Genomic DNA, 24356 nt, shown 5'->3' on the forward strand with positions numbered 1-24356 from the left:
ATATATGTCAGAACTGCCACTGTCATCGCAACGAACAAGTGATGGTTAACAGGAAATAAATCAAGGGCATATGGCAGGTGTCAGGGCCAAGTCATCCTTGATATTGGGGAAGCGTCTATATGTCCCCTATTGAAGAAGGAGTATAGAGAGGAATGGATGCAACGAAGCAGATTTATCGATTAAAGACAGAGCGAATCCTGAGTTCGGAAATTTCTGGGACAGAGTTTGGATCTGTTGGACTTTATGACGGCTGTTTCGGATATGGTGAATAAATACCTTTCGAAAATACTTTTTCTACAGCTTCGTTATATTTTAGGAGTGAAGGTGAGGTTACTATTATTAATGTTGGCGATTTTCTTGTCAGAACAATGCTGGTCGCAAGATGTGCCTGAACATGCATCAAAAAATTCATATGGAGATGGCTGGGCGTGCAATGAGGGTTTTTATAGATCGGGTCGTCAATGCCAAAAAGTCAAAATACCGAAAAATGCAGGATTGGATGTATATGGTAGTGATTGGAAGTGTAATGAAGGATTTAAGAGGGTCGATAATGCGTGTTTGGTAATGATTCAAGGAGAACAGAAGCAACCGCGTGAGAAAATAAAAATACTGACGACGAAAATGCAACGCCTTGCAGTTGGAACTTGTAATTATAGCGCTGATGGCTCGAGTGTTTTTTGTGGTGGTCAGTCTGTAAAATGTGCATATAGCGCTGATGGTTCGAGTGTTTCTTGTGGTGGCCAGTCTGCAAAATGTGCATATAGCGCTGATGGCTCGAGTGTTTCTTGTGGTGGTCAGTCTGCAAAATGTGCATATAGCGCTGATGGCTCGAGTGTTTCTTGTGGTGGTCAGTCTGCAAAATGTGCATATAGCGCTGATGGCTCGAGTGTTTCTTGTGGTGGTCAGTCTGTAAAATGTGCATATAGCGCTGATGGTTCGAGTGTTTTTTGTGGTGGCCAGTCTGCAAAATGTGCATATAGCGCTGATGGTTCGAGTGTTTCTTGTGGTGGCCAGTCTGCAAAATGTGCATATAGTGCTGATGGTTCGGATGTTTCTTGTGGTGGTCAGTCTGAAACTTGTGCATATAGTGCTGATGGTTCGGATGTTTCTTGTGGTGGTCAGTCTGAAACTTGTGCATATAGTGCTGATGGTAAAGATATGTCTTGTACTTGCGACTAAAATGTAACAAGGCACTTAAACGGAACTCTGAATTCAGGTAGCAAATCGGAGCGATTTACCATTTCTGGTCATATTTTGAAACAAATCGCAGAGGTAATCGATCATGAGTCAGCGAGATGTCGGTGCTGAGATCTTGGGCGGCATTAGAGAAATACAGCAGTACAAGAAAGGCAAGGTTCAATTCAAAACGAGGGTGGTCAAAGTTCTGTGTCAGCTCCTTCTCACAGATCCACGTAGGCGTCAATACCGGCAGTGTCCACACAGGGCAGGCTAGTTAAAATGGCAAGCCAAAAATTTCAGTGATACTATAGTGGCACTTTGATTTTTGAGGGCAGAAAGATGAAGGTTGAATTGGTGACCACCCTAAAGAGGCAAGCTACTAAAATCCTTGCAGATCTACATACGTCGAAAGAGGCCGTTTTAATTACTGAACATGGCGAACCATCAGCCTATCTTGTGGATGTTCAAGACTATGAGTTTATGCAACGTCGGTTGGCTCTACTAGAAGCTCTTTCAACAGGAGAAAGGGCGGTACTTGATAAAAAGACGTTGACTCATGCCCAAGCTAAGGAACGAATGGGTAAATGGCTAAAATAGTCTGGACGGAAGCAGCTCTTGATCAGTTGGATAACGTTGCTGAATATATTGCTTTAGATAAGCCGGATGCAGCAAGAGAACTTGTAGCTAGAGTCTTCAAAAAAGTAGACCGCTTGGAGCAGTTTCCGAACTCAGGGAGAGAGCCGCCAGAACTTCCTGACTCTATTTACCGAGAAGTTGTATGTAACCCATGCCGAGTTTTCTATCGTTGTGATGGAAATAATGTGCTTATCCTTCATCTTATGAGAGATGAAATGCAATTGAGGAAGTACTTACTGAGTGATGAGTATGGCAGCAGCTAACAAAGCCTTGCAGGCGGTTCAAGGCATGCCGTCTGCCTTATTGCTGCGGCAAAGTCAGCCAGCATGTCCTGGCCGCTGAAGAGCTGCGTTAGACATTCAGGGGCTGCGTGTTGTAATGGATGCGGAGCATGGTGGGCAGCGGGTCATCAGGTCGACCAGTGGCTTTGACGGGGTGATATTGGCCCCGTTTTTTCTCGAGCTGGGCCCAGGGAATCAGCGGATCCATCTTTTCCAGAAAGATTTTACGACGGGTTTGGCGTTTTTTGTTCTGCTCTTCGAGTTCGGCGAAGGTCATCTGAGTCGTGTTCAGTCATGCTGCTGACTGATCAGGCGATTGTCGCTGATTCGAGTGTGTTTTCAGAGCGTCCCTAGGGGTGATTCAGTAACAACGTCAGCGCGACCAGCAATAAAAGAACACCCATAATCACATCCAGCATCTGCCAGTGACGGGGTGAGCTGAGATAAGGTCTGAGCTGACGGGCAGCAATCACCAGCGTGCCAAACCACAACGCCGATCCGCAGGCTGCGCCCACGACAAACAGGCCCGGATGACTTTGCTGGGCACCGACACTGCCAATTAATACCACGGTATCCAGATACACATGGGGATTGATCAACGACAACATCATCACCTGGCCGGCACTGCGCCAGCGCTTGACCGGCTCCGATGCCGCAGCAACCACCAGGCCATCATTACCTTGCAGTGCCCGTCCAAAAGCTTGCAGCGCCAGCCACAGCAGCAGGGCAATACCGAGCCAGGTTAGCACCGGCACCAAACCCGGCATCAGGGTCTGGATATAATCCAGACCAAATACTCCGGTGGAAACGAGCAGGATGTCCAGCGCCACACAGACGCCCGCGATGGTCCAGGGGTTCTCTCCATGCAGGCTTTTTTGTAACACCCAGGCATTTTGTGCCCCGATGGCGACGATCAACCCCATGGTAATGGCAAAGCCAGTGATGAGCGGTTGTAGATTCAAGAACAGATCAGACAAAAGCAGGGTGCTCCAGTACTCAGAAAACGCAGCGATCATAGTGGCAGCCGCAATACCGCTCCGCCCCCAGGCAGTAGCTGGCAGGCGGATGCGTGGCAGAGTAGGGAGAGACCTGATATAAGTCCAAGTCATAAATCTAATGAGATATTAGAAGGTCTTATGATTGACTACCGCGCTCTGGAAGCCCTGGTCGCTGTGATTGAAACCCGTGGGTTTGAACGCGCCGCACAACGACTGAGTGTCAGCCAATCGGCGATTAGCCAGCGTATTCGTCAGCTGGAATTCAAACTTGGCCAGCCGGTATTACTGCGCACCACACCGCCGAAACCTACCGAACTGGGGCAGCGCCTCGCCAACCATTTGCAGCAGGTGCAACAGTTGCAACAAGGTTTGCTGTTGAACGAAGAGGCAACCGGGCAATCCGTGCGGATACGCTTGGCGGTGAATGCCGACTCCCTGGATACCTGGCTGGTTCCCGCGCTGGCAGCGGCACCAGGCAGTGACAGCATGGACTTTGAGCTGCTGGTGGAAGATCAGGACGTTGGCCTGCGACGGATGAAAAATGGCGAAGTCATGGCCTGTATCTGCGCCGCCGACACTCCGGTTAATGGCGGCCTGGTGCAGCCGCTCGGCATCCTCAGATACCGGGCCTTTGCCAGCCCCGGTTTTGTCGCACGGTATGGTGCTGGTCAGCCGCTGTTAATGCCGCAACCGCCACTGGCACAATTGCCTTGCCTGATTTTTAACCAGGACGACCGTCTGCAGCATCGTTTTTTGCAGGCGCTGTGCCCGCAACAACCGGAACCGCAGCGTTATCATATTTCGCCCACCTCCGAAGGGTTTGTTCGTATGGCGCTGGAAGGCCTCGGCTACGGCATGATGCCGCAACTGCAAGTCGCCAAATACCTCGAAGAGGGCACGCTGGTGGATGTGGTACCGGGTTATCACTTGGATGTGCCGTTGTACTGGCACTACTGGCAAACCGAAAGCCCGGTGATGCGCGGATTGAGGGCAGCGGTGGTGACGATGGCACGAGATCGTCTTATTCTGGCGACTGCATCCGCTTAAGCCAGTGCCCATGTCTCTTACCATATTTTTTAATCGGCGATACCTGCCAAGCCAGTAAAAAAATATCAGCTAGGGTGTATGAGCGGAACGCGTAATATACCCAATCAGTGTGATGTAATACGCCTTCGGCTATTACATCTTGCCTACTTCCCCGGTTTGCCTGGCTCGTTACTTGATCTGACTGAGCCGCCACACGCCGAAGACCACCAGTGCCATACCGGCGATGCTGAGCAGCGACAAACTTTCACCCAGAAAAATCACCGCCAGCGCTGTGGTGGCTACCGGGCCGATTGTGCCGCTCATGCTGGTGCGTTCAGGGCCGATTCGGGCAATGGCGGCACTGATCAGGAAGGAAGGCAGCACCGTGGCAATGATTGCCAGTGCGGCAATTCCCAGCCAGATGGTGGCTGAATACTCTGGCACCAGCGGGTAGTCCACGCCGGTTAACCAGGAATCCACGCGTTGATGCACCAGAATCGCCAGCGTTGCCGAGGTCATGGCGATGCAGGTGAACAGAATGCTGCCAAGCTGGCGAATCGAGTTTTTGCTGAAGAGCAGATAGCAGGCAAAGGTCAACGCCGCGCTGAATACCAGTCCGGCCCCCATCATCAGCTGGTCGTTATTCACTCCGGGAACGGCTGCCAGCATGTCCATGTCATGACCGTACATCAGGGTCAGGCCGCCGTAGGTGATAAGTAGGGGCAGAATGATGGCTGCTTTGAAGGTCTGACCAAAAAACAGCATGCCCAGTATGACAACCATGGATGGGTAGGCGTACAGCACCAGCCGTTCCAGCTGGGCGCTGACGTATTGCAGCCCATACAGGTCGAGTACGGATGACAGGTAGTATCCCAGCAAGCCGATGCTGGCGGCTTTCAGCAGATGCCTGGTGGCCGGTTTGCTGGCCAGTCTGGCCCAGGCCAGATACCCCATGATCAGATAGAAGGGCAGAGCCATCGCCATACGTAGCCAAATGAGTGGCAGCACCTCAACGCCAAGGCTGTACAGCCACTTGATCAGAATGGGCTTGGTGGAAAACAGCGTGGCGGCACACAGGGCAATGATCAGGCCGAAACGCTGATCGTTCTGGGTGGCTGCAGATGAATAGCGGGCAGTCATATTGCATACTCATTCAGGCGGGGTTGGGATCACGGCGTGAAGGCTGGATGTTTGGCTGGTGGGTATGAGGATCTGGCTGAGGCAATCCGACCGGTCGCCGCCATCAGTCCAAGATGGCGAGAATATGGGCGAAACAGGGTAAATCATCGGGTTTTGCTGCAAACAGTCGAGCTATTGACGAAATTACCATGACTTTACTGCCCGGAACAGGCCTAAACAAATTTACCCGAATTGGCGAATCTGCTAACCTGCCCTCCCATCTCGAGTGAAGGTTCTGCACCTTCCGTTTTGATTTATCACCTCTTTTCGCGGACCTTCTATGACACGATTTATCTTTGTCACAGGTGGTGTTGTTTCTTCGTTGGGGAAAGGCATCGCTTCTGCATCTCTGGCTGCCATTCTGGAAGCCCGTGGCCTCAAGGTCACCATGCTCAAGCTTGACCCTTATATCAACGTCGATCCCGGCACCATGAGCCCCTTCCAGCATGGCGAGGTGTTTGTTACCGAGGACGGCGCTGAGACCGATCTGGATCTTGGCCATTACGAACGTTTTATTCGCACCACCATGTCACGTCGGAATAACTTCACCACTGGCCGCATCTACACCGATGTACTGGCCAAGGAGCGGCGTGGTGACTACCTCGGCGGTACTGTGCAGGTGATTCCGCACATTACCGATGAAATCAAGCGCCGGGTACTTGAAGGCGCTGAAGGCGCGGACATCGCGCTGGTCGAAATTGGCGGCACCGTCGGCGATATTGAATCCCAGCCGTTCCTTGAAGCGGTGCGGCAGATGAAAGTCGAGCTTGGCTCGCGCCGGGCGTTGTCTATTCACCTGACGCTGGTGCCTTATATCGCCACCGCGGGTGAGACCAAAACCAAGCCGACCCAGCACTCGGTAAAAGAGATGCGCACCATTGGCTTGCAGCCCGATGTGCTGATCTGTCGTTCCGATCACAAGATTGAAGCCTCGGCGTTACGCAAGATCGCGCTTTTTACCAACGTTGAAGAACGTGCGGTGATTCCGCTGGAAGATGCCGACACCATCTACAAGATTCCGCGTCATCTCCACGACGCCGGGCTTGATGATCTGATCGTTGAGAAATTTGACCTGTCCTGCAAGGATGCCGACCTGTCTGAGTGGGATGCCGTGGCGGATGCCAAGCTGAATCCGGAAAAGGAAGTCACCATTGCCATGGTCGGCAAGTACATGGATTTGCTGGATGCCTACAAGTCGCTGATCGAAGCGATTGATCATGCCGGTATCCAGCACCGTGCCAAGGTACATATCCGCTACATCGACGCCGAAGATGTTGAACGCAAGGGCGTTGATATTCTGGCCGGTGTGGATGCCATTCTGGTGCCTGGTGGCTTTGGTAACCGGGGTGTGGAAGGCAAGATCCGCACGGTACAGTACGCCCGCGAAAACAAGGTACCGTATCTGGGTATCTGTCTGGGCATGCAAGTAGCCGTTATTGAATTCGCTCGTAACGTGGTTGGCTGGGCGGATGCCCATTCGTCTGAGTTCAGCACCGAGACCACGCATCCCGTGGTTGGCCTGATTACTGAATGGACAACCGCCGAAGGCACGACAGAAGTCCGTAGCGAAGCATCGGATCTGGGCGGCACCATGCGTCTGGGTGGCCAGGAATGTGTGCTGTTGCCCGATTCCACCACCTCGCAGGCCTACGGTCAGGATGTCGTACTTGAGCGTCATCGTCATCGTTACGAAGTGAACTCGTCGCTGGTGACAGAGCTGGAAGCCGCTGGCTTGCGGATTTCCGGCCGTTCTGTTGATGGCGAGCTGGTGGAAGTGGTTGAAGTGGCTGATCATCCCTGGTTTGTCGGCTGTCAGTTCCATCCGGAGTTTACGTCGACCCCTCGTGATGGCCATGGCCTGTTTTCCGCCTTTATCAACGCGGCACTGATACACCAAGAAAAAATATAACGACCGGCAATCCTGCCCGACTCAACGGAGTCGGGTCAGAGCATTCAATTTGCCAATTACTCATGGAGAAACCTTATGGCTAAGATCGTAGACATCAAGGCACGCGAAGTGCTGGACTCCCGCGGTAACCCGACCATCGAAGCGGACGTTACTCTTGAAGGCGGCTTTTTTGGTACCGCATGCGCTCCTTCCGGTGCATCGACAGGAACCCGTGAAGCGCTCGAACTGCGTGATGGCGACAAGAGCCGTTACCTGGGCAAGGGCGTATTGACAGCGGTTGCCAACGTCAACGACATCATCAAGCCTGCTCTGCTGGGGATGGACGCCACCGGACAGCGCGCTCTGGACGAAAAAATGCTGGAGCTGGACGGCACCGACAACAAAGCCAAGCTGGGTGCCAACGCCATTCTTGCCGTGTCTCTGGCAGCCGCCAAGGCTGCGGCTGTTGCCAAGGGTGTTGAACTGTACGAACACATTGCCGACCTGAACGGCACGGCTGGCCTGTACTCCATGCCAGTGCCGATGATGAACATCATCAACGGCGGTGAACACGCCGACAACAATGTCGATATTCAGGAATTTATGGTGCAGCCCGTGGGTGCTCCGACGTTTGCTGAAGCCCTGCGTGCCGGTGCTGAAATTTTCCACAGCCTGAAAAAAGTACTGAGCAGCAAGGGCCTGAGCACGTCTGTTGGTGATGAAGGTGGTTTTGCACCCGACCTGGCCTCCAATGCCGATGCTTTGGCGGCTATTCAAGAAGCCGTTGCCGGAGCCGGTTATGAGCTGGGTAAAGACATTACCCTGGCGCTCGACTGTGCATCGTCTGAGTTTTATAAAGACGGCAAGTACGACCTGAAAGGCGAAGGCAAAGTCTTTAGTGCAGAAGAGTTCTCGGACTATCTGTACGACCTGTGTGAGCAGTACCCGATCGTGTCTGTCGAAGATGGTCAGGACGAATCGGACTGGGCAGGCTGGAAATACCAGACTGAAAAGCTGGGTGCCAAGGTGCAGCTGGTCGGTGACGACCTGTTTGTGACCAACACCAAGATCCTCAAAGAAGGCATCGAAAAGCACATTGCCAACTCGATCCTGATCAAGTTCAACCAGATCGGTTCGCTGACCGAAACCCTGGAAGCGATCAAGATGGCGAAAGATGCCGGTTACACAGCGGTGATTTCGCACCGCTCCGGTGAAACCGAAGATACCACCATTGCGGATCTGGCGGTGGGTACCTGTGCGGGCCAGATCAAGACCGGTTCGCTGTGTCGTTCTGACCGGGTTTCCAAGTACAACCGCCTGCTGCGGATTGAAGAGCAGCTGGGTGCCAAGGCCCCTTATAATGGCCTGAAAGAGATCAAGGGTCAGTAATCGACAGCTGATCAGCTAACAAAGCCGGGCCTCTGCCCGGCTTTGTGCGCCTGACTTCCGGACATGCCATGAGCACTATTACCCAGCGCGCTATGTTACTCATCGGTACACTGTTAGTACTGGTTCTCCAGTATCGCATCTGGTGGGATGACAGTGGCGTGCTGGCCAGCCGGACGCTTGAACAGCTGATTGAGCGTATTGCTGAAGATATCGACGTATTGCAGGGTCGCAACGACCAGTTGAAGCTGGAAGTGGCAGACCTGCGCGATGGCAGCGCGATTCTGGAAGAAAAGGCCCGTGAAGACCTGGGCCTTGTACAGGATGGTGAAACCCTGATCCTGTTTGTCGAGCCACAACAGTGACGGTCTGGCCATTAGTTGTCGCGGCGGGTGTTGGCCGTCGTATGCAAGCCGATCGCCCGAAACAATATCTGCGTCTGAATCAGCGCCTGCTGATGGACTATACCCTCGATACCCTGCTGAGCTATCCGGGCGTGACGCGTCTGGTATTGGTGCTGTCCGCACACGACCCCTATTGGCCCGCCAGTGAATTTGCCCATGATGCACGGATTCTGCGTGCCGCTGGTGGTGCGGAACGTTCTGACTCGGTATTAAATGGACTACGTACCCTACAGGCGATTGCTTCAATGGATGACTGGGTGATGGTGCATGATGTGGCGCGTCCGTGTCTGCAACACAGCGACCTCGATGCCTTGCTGGCGCAGCTGACATTCCCCGGTGCTATTCTGGCCAGCCTGACACGAGACACTATGAAGCGTGGCCGTCTCAATGCCGCAGGACAAACTGAAATCAGCGCCACCGTTGAACGCGAACAACTCTGGCATGCCTTGACGCCGCAGGTGTTTCCGCTGGGGTTGTTGATTCGTGCGCTGGAGTTCTGCCTTGAGCAGGGCGTAGCGGTGACGGATGAAGCCTCAGCCATCGAGCACCTCGGCCATGCCCCCAGGCTGGTGGAGGGGCGGGCAGACAATATCAAGGTTACCCGCCCGGCGGATCTGGCGCTGGTGGCATTTTATTTACAGCAGGCCCGGTCTGGGCCAACCAATAAACGAGGTGGGTTGTGAGAATTGGCCACGGTTTTGACGTCCACGCTTTTGAAGATGGCGACTTTATTACTCTGGGTGGAGTCGAGATCCCTCATGATCAGGGACTCAAGGCCCACTCTGATGGGGATGTTGCCTTGCATGCGTTGGCCGATGCCCTGTTGGGCGCTGCCGCGCTGGGTGATATTGGCCAGCATTTTCCCGATACCGACGCGCAATGGGCCGGGGCCGACAGTCGTATGCTGTTGCGTCACGTGGTTTGCCTGCTGGCGGATCGGGGTTATGGAATCGGCAATGTGGATATCACGATTGTTGCCCAGGCCCCGAAAATGGCCCCCCACATTGCGCTGATGCGTCAGACGATTGCTGCTGACCTGAATGTGCGTCTGGACGATGTCAACGTCAAGGCAACCACCACTGAAAAACTGGGGTATGTCGGCCGCAAGGAAGGCATTGCGGTACATGCCGTTGCGCTGATTATGGCAACGCCCTGAGTATTGCAACGAATTGACTGATCTGATTGTAAACCCATTGGCCAGGCCGACCACCGTCGCCAGCCCTGAACGTTGAGTACACCATTCATTGACTGATTCCACCCATATCCATACCACGACTGCTACTCCTGTTTTGCCATTAGCGACCGAGGGAGCCACTACATCGGTTGACTGGCCTATTGGTTGGCCTGCCGCACTCCCGGATACCGGCGCGCGCGGTGTACTCAAGTTTGTCCCGGACGATTTTGTCGTGGATGAACTGCCGCTGGCGTTGCCTCAGGGGGAAGGCGAACACATCTGGTTATGGGTCGAAAAGCGCGGTGCCAATACCGCCTGGGTGGCCGCCGAACTGGCGCGTTATGCTGGAGTCCGGGAGCTGGATGTCGGCTTTGCCGGTCTCAAGGATCGTTATGCGGTAACACGGCAGTGGTTCAGTATTTATTTCCCCAAAGGCGAAACCCCGGATTTTTTGGCTCTGCGACACGACGAGTTTCGCGTGTTACAGCAGCAGCGCCATAACAAAAAACTGCGGCGTGGTGATTTGCTCGGCAACCACTTTGAATTATTAATCCGAGCGGTGGAAGGCCCGATTGAGGCGATAGAGGCCAATCTGACGGCGATTCGTGATCACGGCTACCCCAACTACTTTGGCCCCCAGCGTTTTGGCCATGGCGGCGCTAATGTTCCCCAAGGTATTGCCATGCTGCGCCGCGAAATCCGGGTGCGGAATGCCAGCAAAAAAAGCCTGTATCTCTCGGCTGTGCGATCCTGGCTGTTTAATCAGGTGGTGGCGGCACGTGTGGTGGCCGGTGACTGGGTTGTCCCGCTGGAAGGAGAGCCGCTGACTGCCAGCGGTACGACCACGGCCCCCCTGTGGGGGCGCGGCCGTTCATTGGCCACGGCGCAGGCATTAGCTTTCGAAGACGCTGTGCTGGCACCCTACACCGAAGTGCTCGACGCGCTGGAACACAGTGGCTTGAGCCAGGAACGGCGGGCGCTGGTGGTGAAGCCGGAACGGATGAGTTGGCAATGGCAACAAGCCGACGACCAGACTCCCCAATTGCGAGTCTGTTTTTCCCTGGGAGCCGGTTATTATGCGACGTCACTATTACAAGAAGTGCTGGCGGTGAGTGAGCCGGATCGTATGCTGGCGGTCGCGGCAGACACCACTGCGGCAGGAGAAAACACATGAGCCGGTTGATGCTTTCCAATGACGATGGTGCCCATGCGCTCGGTTTGCGCACGCTGGCCAATGCCTTGCAGCAGGCGGGCTATTTGTTATCGGTGATTGCTCCCGACCGCGACCGCAGCGGTGCCAGCAATTCGCTGACCCTGGATCGCCCGCTGCATCCGGTATTGCTCGAAAACGGTTTTTATTGTGTCAACGGCACCCCGACCGACTGCGTACACCTGGGTACCAACGCACTGTTCCGCGATCAGTGTGAACGGGTGGTGTCTGGTATTAATGCTGGTGCCAATCTCGGCGATGACGTCTTGTATTCCGGCACGGTCGCGGCGGCGATGGAAGGTCGTTTTCTCCGTAAAACTCCAGTGGCGGTATCATTGGTCGGCAAACAGCATTTTGATACCGCCGCTCGTGTGCTGGTAGAACTGCTGCCCCGGCTGGAGCAGCTGCAATTGCCACCGCATTCGGTGATTAACATCAATGTGCCAGATCGGCCATACAGCGAATTACGGGGTCAGCGGATTACCCGTCTTGGTCATCGCCATCGTTCTGACAATCCGGTACTGGCCACCAACCCGCGTGGCAAAGAGTGTTACTGGATTTCTGCCGCAGGCGAGGTGGCTGATGCCGGGCCGGAAACCGATTTTTTTGCCGTGGAAGCGGGGTATGTTTCGATTACCCCGATCCAGATGGACATGACCCAGCACACCGCGCTGGAACATATGCAAACAGTGCTTGGCTAATGGAGGAGTGCGGTTGGATACGCAGCAACTGAGCGGAATTGGCATGACATCCCAGCGTACCCGTAATCGGCTGGTACAGCGCTTGCGGGAAGCGGGTATCAGCAATGAACAGGTACTCAGCGTGATGGCATCGACACCCAGGCATGTGTTTATCGACGAAGCCCTGGCTCACCGTGCCTATGAAGACACGGCCTTGCCGATTGGTTATGGCCAGACTATCAGCCAGCCCTATACCGTTGCCCGTATGACCGAAGAGTTGCTGGGCAACCAGCGTCGGTTGGGACGGGTACTGGAAGTTGGCACCGGTTGCGGTTATCAGTCGGCGGTATTGTCACCGCTGGTGGAGCAGCTGTTTAGTGTCGAGCGTATCGAACCGCTGTTTTCCCGCGCCAGAAACCGTCTTTACGATCTGAAATACCGTAACGTCCATTGCTCACTCTCCGACGGTAGTTGGGGCTTGCCAGACAAGGGGCCGTTTGACGGTATCCTGGTGGCTGCCGCTCCTGAACAGGTGCCTTATGCCTTGCTGGAGCAACTGGTTGACGGGGGCCGCATGGTGATTCCGCTGGGCGGCGAACAGCAAAAATTGACCCTGATTTCCCGCGATGGTGACGAGTTTGTCACCCGTATCCTGGAAGATGCGTTGTTTGTCCCTTTTCTGTCCGGGGTTCAGCGTTAATTTTCTTTTTCTGTTAACAAGGATTAGTCATGCACCACCTCTGGTTGTTTCTGAAAGGTATTGCAATGGGATCGGCAGACGTCGTTCCCGGTGTATCGGGAGGTACGATTGCTTTTGTGACCGGCATTTATGATCAGTTACTGGGTTCCATTCGCAAAGTGGATGCCCAGGCGCTGGTACTGCTGTTCAAACAGGGGCCAAGGGCGGCCTGGCAACATATAAATGGTACTTTTCTAGTGGTGCTGGGGGCCGGTGTACTGACCGCATTGCTGAGCCTGGCCAAAGGCATTCACTTTTTACTGCTGCATTACCCGGTCTGGTTGTGGGCGTTTTTCTTTGGCTTGATCATCGCCTCTGTGTTTCACGTTGGCCGTGAAATCCGCCAGTGGAATGCTGTTACGCTGGTTCTGCTGGCCGCTGGGGCCGTGGTTGCTGGCTGGATCAGTATGGCATCTCCGACGTCAATTGAAGCCACGCCATTCGTGGTCTTTCTGGCGGGCAGTATCGCCATCTGTGCGATGATTCTGCCCGGTATATCGGGCAGTTTTATTTTGCTGTTGATGGGGTTATATGAGCCGATTCTGGGGGCGCTCAAGAATCTTGACCTGGGTATTATGGCGTTGTTTGGTGCCGGTGCCGTGATCGGACTGCTTTCTTTCTCCCGTTTGCTCAGTTGGCTGCTGGCCGGCTGGCGAGAAGCCACATTTGCCGTGCTGACCGGATTTATGCTCGGTTCTCTGGTCAAGGTTTGGCCCTGGAAGGAAACCCTGTCAACCCGGCTGAACAGCAAAGGTGAAACCGTACCCTTCCTGCAGCAGAACATCCTGCCAGAGCCGGGAGCCGATCTGTTATGGGCGTTATTGCTGATGGTCACGGGTGCGGCGCTGGTGTTGCTGCTGGAATGGGTTGCCAATCGCCAGCAAGACGATCAATTAACAGCCTGTTAACGGTATGGGTAATGCGTCCCCGCCGCTGATATCTGGCTGACATTCAATAAAGGAGTAGACCAGGCTGGCGGCAAGTCCAGATGAAAAATAATCTCAATAGTAATAATTCTGAGATATGGGTTTCTTTTTTAGACCTTATTGGAATATAGAATGGTTATTTAATGTCTTGTTGTTAGATTGGTTCAAAAATGCACCTATTAACGGAAATCTGTCACTTCAGGGTGTCAAGAATCAACCGCTCAGGAAAAACCATGAAGCGCCTGACTGCTGTCACTACTGCTGTCACTCTCGTCGCGATTGTTGCCATCACGTCTGGTTGTACAACTGGCAGTGGATTTGTGTCAGTGGAACAAAAATTTGGCAATTCTGAACGACCGGTCTATAAAAAGACGGAGCGTGTCGAAAAATCGTCAGGTTTTCATATCGTCGAAAAAGGCGACACTCTTTATTCAATTGCCTGGCGTTACGGCGTGGATCATCACGATTTGGCCAAAGCGAACGGCATTACCAGTCCCTATACCATTTATCCGGGTCAGAAAATTGACGTCCGAGCAACGGCAGCTGCTGTTGTTACGATAAAAAAACCCACTCCTTCAAGAAGTGTCAGTAAACCGGCAGCTTCGGTGTCAATTCCGCCGACACCGGTTGACGTTCCTGTGGTAACTGGTCAAAACCCGCCAGAACCTGTCGTGGAGAGCACTCCAAACGACTGGGTATGGCCGGTACCGGGCAAAATAATGGCTCAATTCTCAACCAAAAAGCCCGTTAACAAGGGGATTGATCTGGCCGGTGCCATGGGGGAATCTGTGTCTGCAGCAGCGGCAGGAACCGTGGTGTATGCCGGTCAAGGCCTTAGGGGTTACGGCAATCTGGTGATCATCAAGCACGATGAAACCTACCTCAGTGCATACGCCCACACCAGTCGAATTCTGGTTAGCGAAAAAGAAGTTGTTAAAGCTGGACAGATAATTGCCGAAACAGGTTCTACCGGTACCGATAAAGTGAAACTTCACTTTGAGGTCCGCAAGAACGGTAAACCGGTCGACCCGCTGTTGTACTTGCCAAAACGGTAAAGTCCCAGTCGGGATTACTTACCAACCGTTCTGGCACAGTTCCTGTTTAACTATCAGGACAACAAGACAAACCAAAAGGCGGGGAAAAATCATGGCGGTACAACAGCAGCGTGATGTCAACGAAGATATCCTGGATGAGCGTGACACAGCCACTTCTGGCTCAGACGATCATCAAACGGATACGGCACCAGAACGTTTTGCAGCCGACAGCTCCTACAAAGCAATGGATGCCACTCAACTTTACCTGAATGAAATCGGCTTCTCGCCGTTGTTGTCTGCGGAAGAGGAAGTGCATTACGCACGTCTGGCCCGCAAGGGTGACGCGATGGGTCGTCGACGTATGATTGAAAGTAATCTGCGTCTGGTGGTAAAGATTTCCCGTCGTTATATCAATCGTGGGCTGGCGTTGCTGGATCTGATTGAAGAAGGCAATCTGGGTCTGATTCGTGCCGTGGAGAAGTTTGATCCTGAACGCGGCTTTCGTTTTTCAACCTACGCGACCTGGTGGATTCGTCAGACCATAGAACGCGCCATCATGAATCAGACCCGTACCATCCGTTTGCCGATTCATGTGGTCAAGGAACTGAATGTTTACCTGCGTGCGGCACGAGAGCTGACCCAGAAGCTGGATCATGAACCGAGTGCAGAAGAGATCGCCGAACTGCTGGAAAAGCCGGTGGCCGACGTCAAGCGCATGCTCAAGCTGAATGAACGCGTTACCTCGGTTGATACGCCACTGGGGGTGTCTTCCGACAAATCCATACTGGATACCATTGCCGATGAACGCAGTGCCGATCCAGGTGAAGAGCTGCAAAACAACGATATTCAGAACAACCTGGAGCAGTGGATTGACGAGCTGCCAGAAAAACAACGGGAAGTGCTGTCGCGCCGTTTCGGGTTGCGTGGTCATGAAACCAGTACGCTGGAAGATGTCGGTCGTGAAATTGGCCTGACTCGTGAACGCGTGCGTCAGATCCAGGTTGAGGCGTTAAAACGTCTGCGCGAAGTGATGGAAGGTCAGGGTCTGAACGCAGAAACCTTGTTTGGGGAAGCGTGACGCTGATGACTCCGAGGGGGTCGGAGTCATCAGCTTCGGGTTGTGTATAACCTGATCACCCGTTAGTCGTACCGCCTGCGGTTAACGGGTGCTCATTGGTTTTTTGGGCTGGGTTTTCTGAACGGGTTCTCTGAATTCGGTGTTTCGAGCCTGACTGGCTCACTCAGGGCGATCAGTACTGCAAAAAAATACCTCACGCCTCAATCAGACAGACCTCAATCAGACAGGCCTCAACAAGTCAGCGTATTAACGCTCCAGCTGACCAATCTTGTTTTCAACACCATCCCATTCTTCTGCATCGGGTAGCGGTTCTTTGCGCTCGGCGATGTTGGGCCATATTTCTGCCAACTCGGCGTTTAGTTCAATAAACTGTTCCTGACCTGCCGGGATTTCGTCCTCGGAATAAATCGCTTCGGCCGGACATTCCGGTTCGCATAATGCGCAGTCGATGCACTCGTCCGGGTGGATCACCAGAAAGTTGGGTCCTTCGTAAAAACAGTCGACCGGGCAAACTTCTACACAGTCGGTGTATTTGCATTTGATGCAGTTGTCGGTGACAACAAAAGGCATGGAGTATCTCCTCATATCGCGCCGGGTACAGTCAGCGCATGGCGTAATCGGTTATATACCCGAGTTCTTTGCTCAGGCTTGGGAATAATCGTTCATTCTAGGTATCCACCTGTCAGGCCGCAAGCCAAACAACCGCCCGGTGTTGCTGTGCGGCTTATTTCATTCTTGATGGCTACGGTTGCTCATACATCAGACCAGGCGTTTCAGTTCATAGAGTAGCTCAAGTGCAGCGCGTGGCGTCAGGTTGTCCGGGTCGAGTTCGGCCAGCCGGGTTTCGACGGCCGACGGCACGCTGGCAAACATATCCGTCTGGTGGGGCGGGTCGGTGACGCCGGGTTCGACAAACCTCGGGCTGGTCGGGGGCAAGCTGCCCTGTTCCAGTTTCTGCAGTTGAATACGGGCATTTTGAATAACGGCAGCAGGCACACCGGCCAGCTGCGCGACCTGCAAGCCATAACTCTGACTGGCCGGGCCGTCCTCGACCGAATGCAGGAAGATAATCCGGTCGTCGTGTTCAGTGGCCTTGAGGTGTACATTCACGACCCGATGATGGGATTCCGGCAACGCCGTCATTTCAAAGTAGTGGGTAGCAAACAGCGTGTAGGCGGCGGTTTTTTCCGCCAGATGAGCGGCACTGGCCCAGGCCAGTGACAGGCCATCAAAGGTACTGGTGCCACGCCCGACTTCATCCATCAGCACCAGACTGTTGGCGGTGGCGTTGTGCAGGATGTTGGCGGTTTCGGTCATCTCGACCATAAAGGTGGAGCGACCACCGGCGACATCGTCGGCCGAACCCATGCGGGTAAAAATACGGTCAACCGTGGTAAGGGTACACTGATCAGCGGGTACAAAACTGCCGATATGGGCGAGCAGTACAATCACCGCTACCTGACGCATGTAGGTTGATTTACCGCCCATGTTGGGGCCGGTGATGATCTGCATCTTACGGCTGTTATCCAGACGGGTGTCGTTGGCAACAAAAGGGTCGTCGATCAGGGCTTCGACAACCGGATGGCGGCCCTGGCGAATATCAATCACGGCGTCACAGGTCAGGGTTGGGCAAGTCAGTCTCAGGGTGTCGGCGCGTTCACTCAGATTCACCAGAACATCCAGTTGCGACAGTGCTGCCGCGCAGGTTTGCAGTCCCGGCAGCTGCAGCCCCAGATCCACGACCAGTTGATCGTAGAGGTGCTTTTCCCGGCTCAGGGAACGGCTTTTGGCGCTCAGTGCCTTGTCTTCAAAGGTTTTTAATTCCGGGGTGATAAAGCGCTCGGCGTTTTTTAACGTCTGGCGGCGGATGTATTCGGTCGGTGCATCGGCGGCCTGGGCCTTGCTGATCTCGATGTAGTAGCCGTGCACCCGGTTGTAACCGACTTTCAAGGTGCTGATACCACTGCGTTCACGCTCGCGGTTTTCCAGTTGCAGCAGGAAATCGCCGGCGTTTTCGCTCAGGCTGCGTAACTCATCCAGCTCGTCATCATAGCCAGTAGCAATGACGCCACCGTCCCGAATCACCACTGGCGGGTTGTCGATAATAGCGGCCTGCAGCCGTTCCACCCAGTGGGGGAATTCCTGAATCTCGCTCCATAACTGCCGGGCCAGCAGGCTGTCGATGGGTTCCAGCAGGGTTCTGACGGCGGGTAATACCGACAAGGCATCACGCAGGCGGGCAAGGTCACGAGGACGGGCCGACCCCAGTGCTACACGGGACAGAATCCGTTCGATGTCACCAATCTGACGCAACAGCGGTTGCTGATCCTGCCAGGTACCGGTCTCTAGCAGCTGTTTGATCAGGGTCTGGCGTTGCTCCAGCAAAGTGAGGTTGCGGATCGGGCGATTAAGCCAGCGCTTGAGCAGACGGCTGCCCATGGCGGTGGCGGTTTTATCCATGACCCAGGCGAGGGTGTGGCTGCTGTCACCTTGTTGGTTAATATCGATTTCGAGATTCCGGCGGCTGGCCGGGTCGATGACAATGGCATCGTCCGATAGCTCGACCTGTAAAGAACGAACGTGAGGCAGGTCATTACGCTGGGTTTCACGGGCGTAATGCAACAGTGCTCCGGCAGCCCGTACCGCCAGCGTCATGCCCTCGCAGCCAAAGCCCCGCAAGTCTTTGGTTTTTAGCTGCTGGGTCAGCAAACGAAAGGCGCTGTCGGAGTCAAAATGCCAGGGTGCCTGACTGCGCGCCCCGGCACGTTCGTTCACCCCTGCCGGCAGCGGCTGGTCTTCGGCATAGAGCAGTTCAGCCGGCCGCAGCCGCTCGATCTCGGCCAGCAACTCGGCTTCCGAGGCTACTTCCAGTACCGAAAATCGCCCGGTGGATATTTCCAGCACCGAGATGCCATAAGCGTCCTGATGGCGGCAGACGGCGGCAATCAGGTTGTCGGCGCGTTCATCCAGATAGGCTTCGTCGGTCAGGGTGCCGGGGGTGATTACCCGCACCACCTTACGTTCGACCGGGCCTTTGCTGGTGGCCGGGTCGCCAATCTGTTCGGCAATGGCGATCGACACACCCTGCTTGACCAGCCGGGCGATGTAGTTATCGGCAGCATGATAGGGCACACCGGCCATGGGAATCGGTTTACCTTCACTTTGACCGCGTGCCGTCAAAGTGATGTCCAGCAGTTGTGCGGCCTTCCTGGCGTCGTCAAAAAACAGTTCGTAGAAGTCCCCCATGCGGTAAAACAGGATGGTGTCCGGGAACTCGGATTTGATCCGCAAATACTGCGTCATCATCGGGGTTTGAGCGGGTTTTGAGTCTTTTTTTACTGTGGCTTGCATACGCACCGAGGACAATAAGGAATTAGGGGATGTTCTAGCAGGTTGTTGATTTTCTATCTGCGTGGCCACTGCGTTGTTAAAAACAGGCTCAAATCGGTCATTTATCTCGTATAAACTCCCTCTTTTCGCCGGTTTTTGCCTTGCATTGACTGTCTCGAAAACAAAAATCAACAGCCTGCTAGGGCTAGACATAGAGCGGGTAAGGTTACCAAACCACTCTCAACTAGGACACCCATCAAGATACCCATCAAGATACCGTTCGAGGTAACAGCTGCCCTGTTGTCTGGTAGGAAGCACCAATGATGGAACGTAACCACTGGCTGGCCTTGTCGGACTCGCTGCTGGCGTGCCAGTACAGGTAGGAGTCCACTTCCGGTGCCGCAAACGGTGCCCGGCAGATTTGATGTTGCGTCGGCTCGAAGTGATGACTGATCAGACTCTCCGCCACCGTCATCAGCAGGTTCGACTGCCGTACCAGCTCCAGTCCGGTCGTGATTTGCTGGCAGCGCGCCACCACTCTGCGACTGATGCCCTGGCGGGCCAGCATCAGGTCTTCAACACCATGACCTTCCGGTCGCGACGATACCAGCAAGTGCTGTTGGGCAAGATAACGGTCGATATCGATCTGTCCGGCGTTAATCGCCGGGTGATCACGCCGAGCCACTACCACAATCGGGGTGCTGGACAAATGCTGGCGACAGATGGTGTCAGGCAGGGATAGAAACACATCAATCGCGACGCTGAGTTTACCACTGGTCAGTTCAGCGGCCAGATTGTTACGGTCGAACTGTACCGATGACAGCCCGGCAGAGGGAGCGTGCTGAGTGATCTGACGCATCAATGGTGGGAAAAAAGCACCTTCCATCAAGGGCCGCATACCAATTACAAAATGCTGATTGGCGGTCTGGGGGTCAAATCCTTCCAGGTCACTGAGAGAGGATTCCAGCAGTTGCAACGCCTGGCGTACGGGATAAATCAGTTTTTGGGCAACCTGGGTGGGTGCCAGTTTCTGGCCGTTGCGTACAAATAACGGGTCGCCCACACGATCGCGCAAGCGAGACAAGGCATGGCTGACACTGGGCTGGGTCAGATGCAGTACCTCTGCCGCACGGGTCACGCTGCCCTGGGTATAGATGCAGTCAAACACCACCAACAGATTCAGATCGGTTCGGTAAATATGCATGTGGACTCCCGGCTGTCAGATACATGTGATTTATCTATAGGTGATCATGCTAACTATTGATTTTACATATGTATTGGCGGAGCACACTATCAATTCACACCCAATCTGATTCAGGAGCCTGGCTGTGACCACGTCTGCACCAATCACAACTTCGATGGATGCTGCACCGTTTGATCTCGTGCGACTGACAGACTATCTGCGTCAGTATCTGGACTGTGGGCCTGAAGGGGCCACCGCCGAGCTGACGCCGATTGCTGGCGGATTTTCCAATCCAACATTTTTTCTCAAATACTCCGACAGCGCTGACTATGTGCTGCGCAAGAAGCCCGCTGGTGACTTGCTGCCATCGGCCCACGCCATCGACCGTGAATACCGGGTTATGGCGGCGCTGGAGCATACCGACGTGCCAGTACCTAAAATGCTGCATTACTGCGAGGACGACAGCCTGGTGGGGACGCCGTTCTACATTATGGAACGGGTGCCAGGACGGGTATTACACGACAGCACCTTGCCGGGCATGAGTGCGGAAGAACGCGGTCAGTATTACGCCGCCATGAACGCCGCCCTGGCGAAACTACACGCGGTGGATTTTCGTGCCGTCGGGCTGGAAGGTTTTGGTCGCGAAGGTGGTTTTATCGAGCGCCAGATTCGGCGCTGGAGTGCTCAGTACGACAAAAGCGGCAGCTCGGTGGCAGAGATCGAAGCGCTGGGGCAGTGGCTGGCAGACAACCTGCCAGACGACGATGTCACCACCATCGTCCATGGTGATTTTCGCCTGGGCAACCTGATGTTCCACCCGGACAAGCCGGAAGTGGTGGCGGTGCTGGATTGGGAATTGTCGACCCTGGGCCACCCGATGTCGGATCTTGGTTACAACCTGATGGTGTGGAAAATGCGCGGTGACGAATTTCACGGCATAGCCGATCAGGACTTTGCAGCCTGTGGCATTCCGGTGTTTGACGACTATATACAGGCATATTTCGACAATCGCGCTATCAGTAACAACTTTAACCCCTTCTATCTGGCTTTTTCCTTCTTCCGGCTGGCGGTAATTTTCGACGGCGTATTAAGCCGAGGTGGCGGTGACCCGGAGGCACACCCGGGCGTGGACATCAGCCGCTTGCACCATGTTTTTGCCGGTATCGGCTTGCAAGTTGCCCACGGCCAGCTGTAACCGACGCGGCAAGCGTCACCAGACAACTCAATTGACGACAGGACATCATTATGGATTTTGCCTACAACCAGACCACCCAAGAGCTGGCACAGAAGCTCAACAACTTTATGGATGACCACGTGATTCCGCGCAATGCGCAGTTTCTGCGGGAATTTCATGACAATGGCTACCACATATCCTTTCTGGACGATCTGAAAGCGCTGGCCAAATCCGAAGGCCTGTGGAACCTGTTTTTGCCGCACTTGCGTGACGGCGAACCGGGCACGCGTCTGACCAATATGGAATACGCTCCGCTGGCCGAAATTATGGGTCGCCTGACCTGGGCTTCCGAAGTATTTAACTGCTCCGCCCCGGATACTGGCAACATGGAATTGTTGCACATGTTCGGCACCGACGAGCAAAAATCCCAATGGCTGGAGCCCTTGTTGAGTGGCGCGATTCGCTCCTGTTTTGCCATGACCGAGCCCGATGTCGCGTCATCCGATGCCACCAACGTGACCACGCTGATTCAGCGTGACGGCGAAGATTATGTCATTAACGGTCGCAAGTGGTTTATTACCGGAGCGCTGAACCCGAACTGCAAAGTCGCGATCGTGATGGGCAAAACCGATCCCAACGCCGATGTGCATAGTCAGCAAAGCATGATTCTGGTGCCGATGAACACACCAGGACTGACCGTGGTACGTGATCTGTCGGTGATGAATCACCACAGCTACGAAACCCATTGCGAGCTGCTGTTCAAGAACGTCCGCGTGCCCGCCAGTCATTTGCTGGGTGAAGAAGGTTCCGGTTTTGCCCTGGCTCAGGCGCGCCTCGGGCCGGGTCGGATTCACCATTGCATGCGTTGCATCGGCCAGGCTCAGTTGGCACTGGATTTGATGGCGGAACGTTCACTGGAACGTAAAACCTTTGGTCAGTACCTGCATGAGCAGGGTGTGATACGTGAATTCCTGGCCGAATCCATGTACGAAATTGAACAGGCCCGCCTGCTGGTATTAAAAGCGGCCTGGTTGATTGATCAGGGGGGTGCCAAGCTGGCGCGTAACGAAATTGCCATGATCAAGGTGGCTGTGCCACGGATGCAATTGAAAGTGGTTGACCGTGCCATGCAGGTATTTGGTGGGATGGGTCTATCGCCGGATACACCACTGCCGGAACTGTGGACCATGGGCCGCGCCCTGCGTATCGCCGATGGCCCGGATGAAGTGCACCTGCGTTCGATTGCCCGTGGTGCCATCAAAAAAGCCAAGGATAGTTATGGTCAGGCGGCCCGTTTCCTGACCCCGCCGGATCGTGCCGAAGAACGTGATGCCCGTCTGGATTTGCCGTTTGACTACGGCTTGGCCAGCACCGATGAGGCTGAAATGGTATGACAGCCCCGACTCTTGAACCCGTGCGGCAGACCCTGGTGCGGGATGCCGCCCAGCTCAAGCATGCGGATAGCTGGCAGCAACAGTCGATAATGGCTTTGCCTAAGCAGCTAACGGCAGCGGATCGGCAGGGGTTTGAAGATATTCGCAAGGTCGCTGTGATTGGTGCCGGGGCCATGGGGCGCTGTATTGCTATCGCCCTGGCTAAGCTCGGTAAACAGGTGACTCTGGTCGATGCAGACGCCGATTCCCTTGACCTCGCCCAGCGCTTTATTGACCAGTATCTTGCCAGTCAGCAGATACGTGGCCAACTGGATGAAAATGCCGCAGCGCAGCTGCAATCCTGTTTTGAATTCTCGGTCGAGCTGGCCAGTATTGCCGAGTCAGGCCTGGTGGTAGAAGCGGTGCCGGAGATACTCGAACTGAAACAACAGGTGATGCAAGCCATCGAGGCGCTGGTCGCTGATGACTGTGTGCTGGCGACCAATACCTCGACGCTGGATCTGGATGCCATTGCCGCTGCGGTTAACCATCCTGAACGGGTGATCGGTACGCATTTTTTTATCCCTGCGCACATTACCCGGTTGCTGGAAATTGTACCGGCGCAAACCACCTCGGCGGCGGTGACAGGGCTGATCAAAGCCATGGCGCTGGCACTGGGCAAAGTGTTTGTGGTGGCGGGCAACTGTGACGGTTTTATTGGTAATCGCCTGTTTGACCGCTTTCACCAGGAGGCCATGTATTTGCTGGAAGAAGGCGCCACCCCGGCGCAGGTGGATCGGGTGCTGGAAGACTGGGGCATGGCGATTGGCCCGCTGCGGGCACTGGATATGGTGGGCAACGACATCCCCTGGATGGTGCGCTGTCAGCGTCAGCAGCGTACTCCCGATATCCTGCAGCCTCGGATCGGTGATGCTCTGTGCGAACAGGGCCGTTACGGCCAGAAAACCGGTTCCGGCTGGTATTGCTACGAAGCCGGTTCCCGCACCGCCCTGCCCAGTGCCGAGACCGATGCGCTGTTGCAACAGGTGTCTGCCGAGCTGGGACATACGCGTCGGGATATCAGTAATGACGAAATACTGGGGCGCTGCATTCTGGCGCTGGTGAACGAAGGCTGTGCCATTGTGCGGCAAGGTTTTGCCAGTGGGCCGGTGGATATCGACCTGGCATTTGTTAATGGCTACGGTTTCCCGGCCGCCGCCGGAGGGCCGATGTATCTGGCTGAGCAACTGGGGCTGAGCCAGCTGGTTGGAGAAATGCGCCAGTATCAGCGTTACGCCAGCCACGGCAAGGTGCTGTGGGAACCGGATGAATTGATCAGCCGTCAGGCCCAGCGGGGTGGCTCGTTGTTGGCACGAGTGGTTTTTATGAGCGACGCCTGAAGGCCTGGCGCGCTGGTCGGGCACGCACCATCAAGCACTATCAATAAAATAAAACGCCAACCTATAAAAATATAAAAG

Annotated in this window: 24 protein-coding genes; 18 read left to right on the top strand and 6 right to left on the bottom strand. The window is 54.5% G+C overall.

Features of this window, described 5'->3' with window-relative positions:
• Nucleotides 1-225 precede the first annotated feature (225 nt).
• The 3 genes from WG929_RS13860 to WG929_RS13870 all read left to right on the top strand — a co-directional run bounded on the left by WG929_RS13860 (nucleotide 226) and on the right by WG929_RS13870 (nucleotide 2078).
• Complete coding sequence (locus WG929_RS13860) at nucleotides 226-1179, top strand: hypothetical protein (RefSeq protein WP_416206518.1); 954 nt, start codon at nucleotides 226-228, stop codon at nucleotides 1177-1179.
• 339 nt (nucleotides 1180-1518) lie between these two features.
• Entirely contained in the window at nucleotides 1519-1776 is a 258-nt protein-coding gene (locus tag WG929_RS13865; protein WP_416206519.1) for a type II toxin-antitoxin system Phd/YefM family antitoxin, read from the top strand.
• The gene (locus tag WG929_RS13870; protein WP_416206520.1) at nucleotides 1764-2078 is read left to right on the top strand and encodes a type II toxin-antitoxin system RelE/ParE family toxin; all 315 of its coding nucleotides are present in this window, start codon (nucleotides 1764-1766) and stop codon (nucleotides 2076-2078) included. The genes WG929_RS13865 and WG929_RS13870 overlap by 13 nt, the downstream gene beginning before the upstream one ends.
• Nucleotides 2079-2166: 88 nt before the next feature.
• On the opposite strand, the gene WG929_RS13875 is transcribed toward WG929_RS13870, so the two are convergent.
• Both WG929_RS13875 and WG929_RS13880 read right to left on the bottom strand, forming a co-directional pair.
• Complete coding sequence (locus WG929_RS13875; protein WP_416206521.1) at nucleotides 2167-2373, bottom strand: transposase; 207 nt, start codon at nucleotides 2371-2373, stop codon at nucleotides 2167-2169.
• 73 nt (nucleotides 2374-2446) lie between these two features.
• Nucleotides 2447-3073, bottom strand: coding sequence for a LysE/ArgO family amino acid transporter (locus WG929_RS13880; protein WP_416206522.1), 627 nt, complete (start codon nucleotides 3071-3073; stop codon nucleotides 2447-2449).
• Between the two features lie 159 nt (nucleotides 3074-3232).
• On the opposite strand from WG929_RS13880, the gene WG929_RS13885 reads away from it, so the two are divergent.
• Nucleotides 3233-4141, top strand: a complete 909-nt coding sequence (locus WG929_RS13885) for a LysR family transcriptional regulator ArgP (RefSeq protein ID WP_416206523.1) — start codon at nucleotides 3233-3235, stop codon at nucleotides 4139-4141.
• Nucleotides 4142-4309: 168 nt separating this feature from the next.
• Here the strand turns inward: WG929_RS13885 and WG929_RS13890 are convergent, their stop codons facing one another.
• The gene (locus WG929_RS13890; RefSeq protein ID WP_416206524.1) at nucleotides 4310-5260 is read right to left on the bottom strand and encodes a DMT family transporter; all 951 of its coding nucleotides are present in this window, start codon (nucleotides 5258-5260) and stop codon (nucleotides 4310-4312) included.
• A 319-nt stretch (nucleotides 5261-5579) separates the two neighbouring features.
• Here WG929_RS13890 and pyrG point away from each other — a divergent pair, with 319 nt between their 5' ends.
• From pyrG to rpoS, 11 genes are all read left to right on the top strand, one after another.
• Complete coding sequence (gene pyrG, locus WG929_RS13895) at nucleotides 5580-7208, top strand: CTP synthase (RefSeq protein WP_416206525.1); 1629 nt, start codon at nucleotides 5580-5582, stop codon at nucleotides 7206-7208.
• A gap of 75 nt (nucleotides 7209-7283) precedes the next feature.
• On the top strand, nucleotides 7284-8576 hold the full coding sequence (gene eno, locus WG929_RS13900; protein WP_416206526.1) for a phosphopyruvate hydratase: 1293 nt from the start codon (nucleotides 7284-7286) through the stop codon (nucleotides 8574-8576).
• A gap of 68 nt (nucleotides 8577-8644) precedes the next feature.
• Complete coding sequence (locus WG929_RS13905) at nucleotides 8645-8938, top strand: FtsB family cell division protein (RefSeq protein WP_416206527.1); 294 nt, start codon at nucleotides 8645-8647, stop codon at nucleotides 8936-8938.
• Nucleotides 8935-9660 carry a 2-C-methyl-D-erythritol 4-phosphate cytidylyltransferase gene (ispD, locus tag WG929_RS13910; RefSeq protein WP_416206528.1) on the top strand — a complete coding sequence of 242 codons (726 nt, stop codon included), beginning with the start codon at nucleotides 8935-8937 and terminating at the stop codon, nucleotides 9658-9660. Before WG929_RS13905 ends, ispD begins: the two co-directional genes overlap by 4 nt.
• A complete protein-coding gene (gene ispF, locus WG929_RS13915) occupies nucleotides 9657-10133 on the top strand; it encodes a 2-C-methyl-D-erythritol 2,4-cyclodiphosphate synthase (RefSeq protein ID WP_369856917.1) in 477 nt (158 codons plus the stop codon). The genes ispD and ispF overlap by 4 nt, the downstream gene beginning before the upstream one ends.
• An 88-nt stretch (nucleotides 10134-10221) precedes the next feature.
• A complete protein-coding gene (gene truD, locus WG929_RS13920) occupies nucleotides 10222-11325 on the top strand; it encodes a tRNA pseudouridine(13) synthase TruD (RefSeq protein ID WP_416206529.1) in 1104 nt (367 codons plus the stop codon).
• Entirely contained in the window at nucleotides 11322-12062 is a 741-nt protein-coding gene (gene surE / locus WG929_RS13925) for a 5'/3'-nucleotidase SurE (RefSeq protein ID WP_416206530.1), read from the top strand. The genes truD and surE overlap by 4 nt, the downstream gene beginning before the upstream one ends.
• A 43-nt stretch (nucleotides 12063-12105) precedes the next feature.
• Nucleotides 12106-12741 carry a protein-L-isoaspartate(D-aspartate) O-methyltransferase gene (locus WG929_RS13930; protein WP_369856920.1) on the top strand — a complete coding sequence of 212 codons (636 nt, stop codon included), beginning with the start codon at nucleotides 12106-12108 and terminating at the stop codon, nucleotides 12739-12741.
• Between the two features lie 29 nt (nucleotides 12742-12770).
• Complete coding sequence (locus WG929_RS13935; protein ID WP_416206531.1) at nucleotides 12771-13688, top strand: polyprenyl-phosphate transporter; 918 nt, start codon at nucleotides 12771-12773, stop codon at nucleotides 13686-13688.
• Nucleotides 13689-13939: 251 nt separating this feature from the next.
• Complete coding sequence (locus WG929_RS13940) at nucleotides 13940-14761, top strand: peptidoglycan DD-metalloendopeptidase family protein (protein WP_416206532.1); 822 nt, start codon at nucleotides 13940-13942, stop codon at nucleotides 14759-14761.
• Between the two features lie 91 nt (nucleotides 14762-14852).
• Nucleotides 14853-15818: an RNA polymerase sigma factor RpoS gene (gene rpoS, locus WG929_RS13945; RefSeq protein WP_416206533.1), complete on the top strand. Its 966-nt coding sequence runs from the start codon at nucleotides 14853-14855 to the stop codon at nucleotides 15816-15818.
• Nucleotides 15819-16064: 246 nt separating this feature from the next.
• Here the strand turns inward: rpoS and fdxA are convergent, their stop codons facing one another.
• From fdxA to WG929_RS13960, 3 genes are all read right to left on the bottom strand, one after another.
• On the bottom strand, nucleotides 16065-16388 hold the full coding sequence (gene fdxA, locus WG929_RS13950; RefSeq protein WP_416206534.1) for a ferredoxin FdxA: 324 nt from the start codon (nucleotides 16386-16388) through the stop codon (nucleotides 16065-16067).
• A 189-nt stretch (nucleotides 16389-16577) separates the two neighbouring features.
• Complete coding sequence (gene mutS / locus WG929_RS13955; RefSeq protein WP_416206535.1) at nucleotides 16578-19169, bottom strand: DNA mismatch repair protein MutS; 2592 nt, start codon at nucleotides 19167-19169, stop codon at nucleotides 16578-16580.
• 247 nt (nucleotides 19170-19416) lie between these two features.
• Nucleotides 19417-20352: a LysR family transcriptional regulator gene (locus tag WG929_RS13960; RefSeq protein WP_416206536.1), complete on the bottom strand. Its 936-nt coding sequence runs from the start codon at nucleotides 20350-20352 to the stop codon at nucleotides 19417-19419.
• A 124-nt stretch (nucleotides 20353-20476) separates the two neighbouring features.
• Between WG929_RS13960 and WG929_RS13965 the strand changes: the two genes are divergently transcribed.
• The 3 genes from WG929_RS13965 to WG929_RS13975 are packed head-to-tail and all read left to right on the top strand — an operon-like array spanning nucleotide 20477 to nucleotide 24278.
• On the top strand, nucleotides 20477-21526 hold the full coding sequence (locus tag WG929_RS13965) for a phosphotransferase family protein (protein WP_369856927.1): 1050 nt from the start codon (nucleotides 20477-20479) through the stop codon (nucleotides 21524-21526).
• Nucleotides 21527-21576: 50 nt separating this feature from the next.
• Nucleotides 21577-22899, top strand: a complete 1323-nt coding sequence (locus WG929_RS13970; RefSeq protein WP_416206537.1) for an acyl-CoA dehydrogenase family protein — start codon at nucleotides 21577-21579, stop codon at nucleotides 22897-22899.
• Nucleotides 22896-24278: a 3-hydroxyacyl-CoA dehydrogenase gene (locus WG929_RS13975; protein ID WP_416206538.1), complete on the top strand. Its 1383-nt coding sequence runs from the start codon at nucleotides 22896-22898 to the stop codon at nucleotides 24276-24278. The genes WG929_RS13970 and WG929_RS13975 overlap by 4 nt, the downstream gene beginning before the upstream one ends.
• Nucleotides 24279-24356 lie beyond the last annotated feature (78 nt).

The sequence above is a fragment of the Oceanobacter antarcticus genome (genome assembly GCF_044962685.1).
GTDB classification, from domain to species: domain Bacteria; phylum Pseudomonadota; class Gammaproteobacteria; order Pseudomonadales; family Oceanobacteraceae; genus Oceanobacter; species Oceanobacter antarcticus.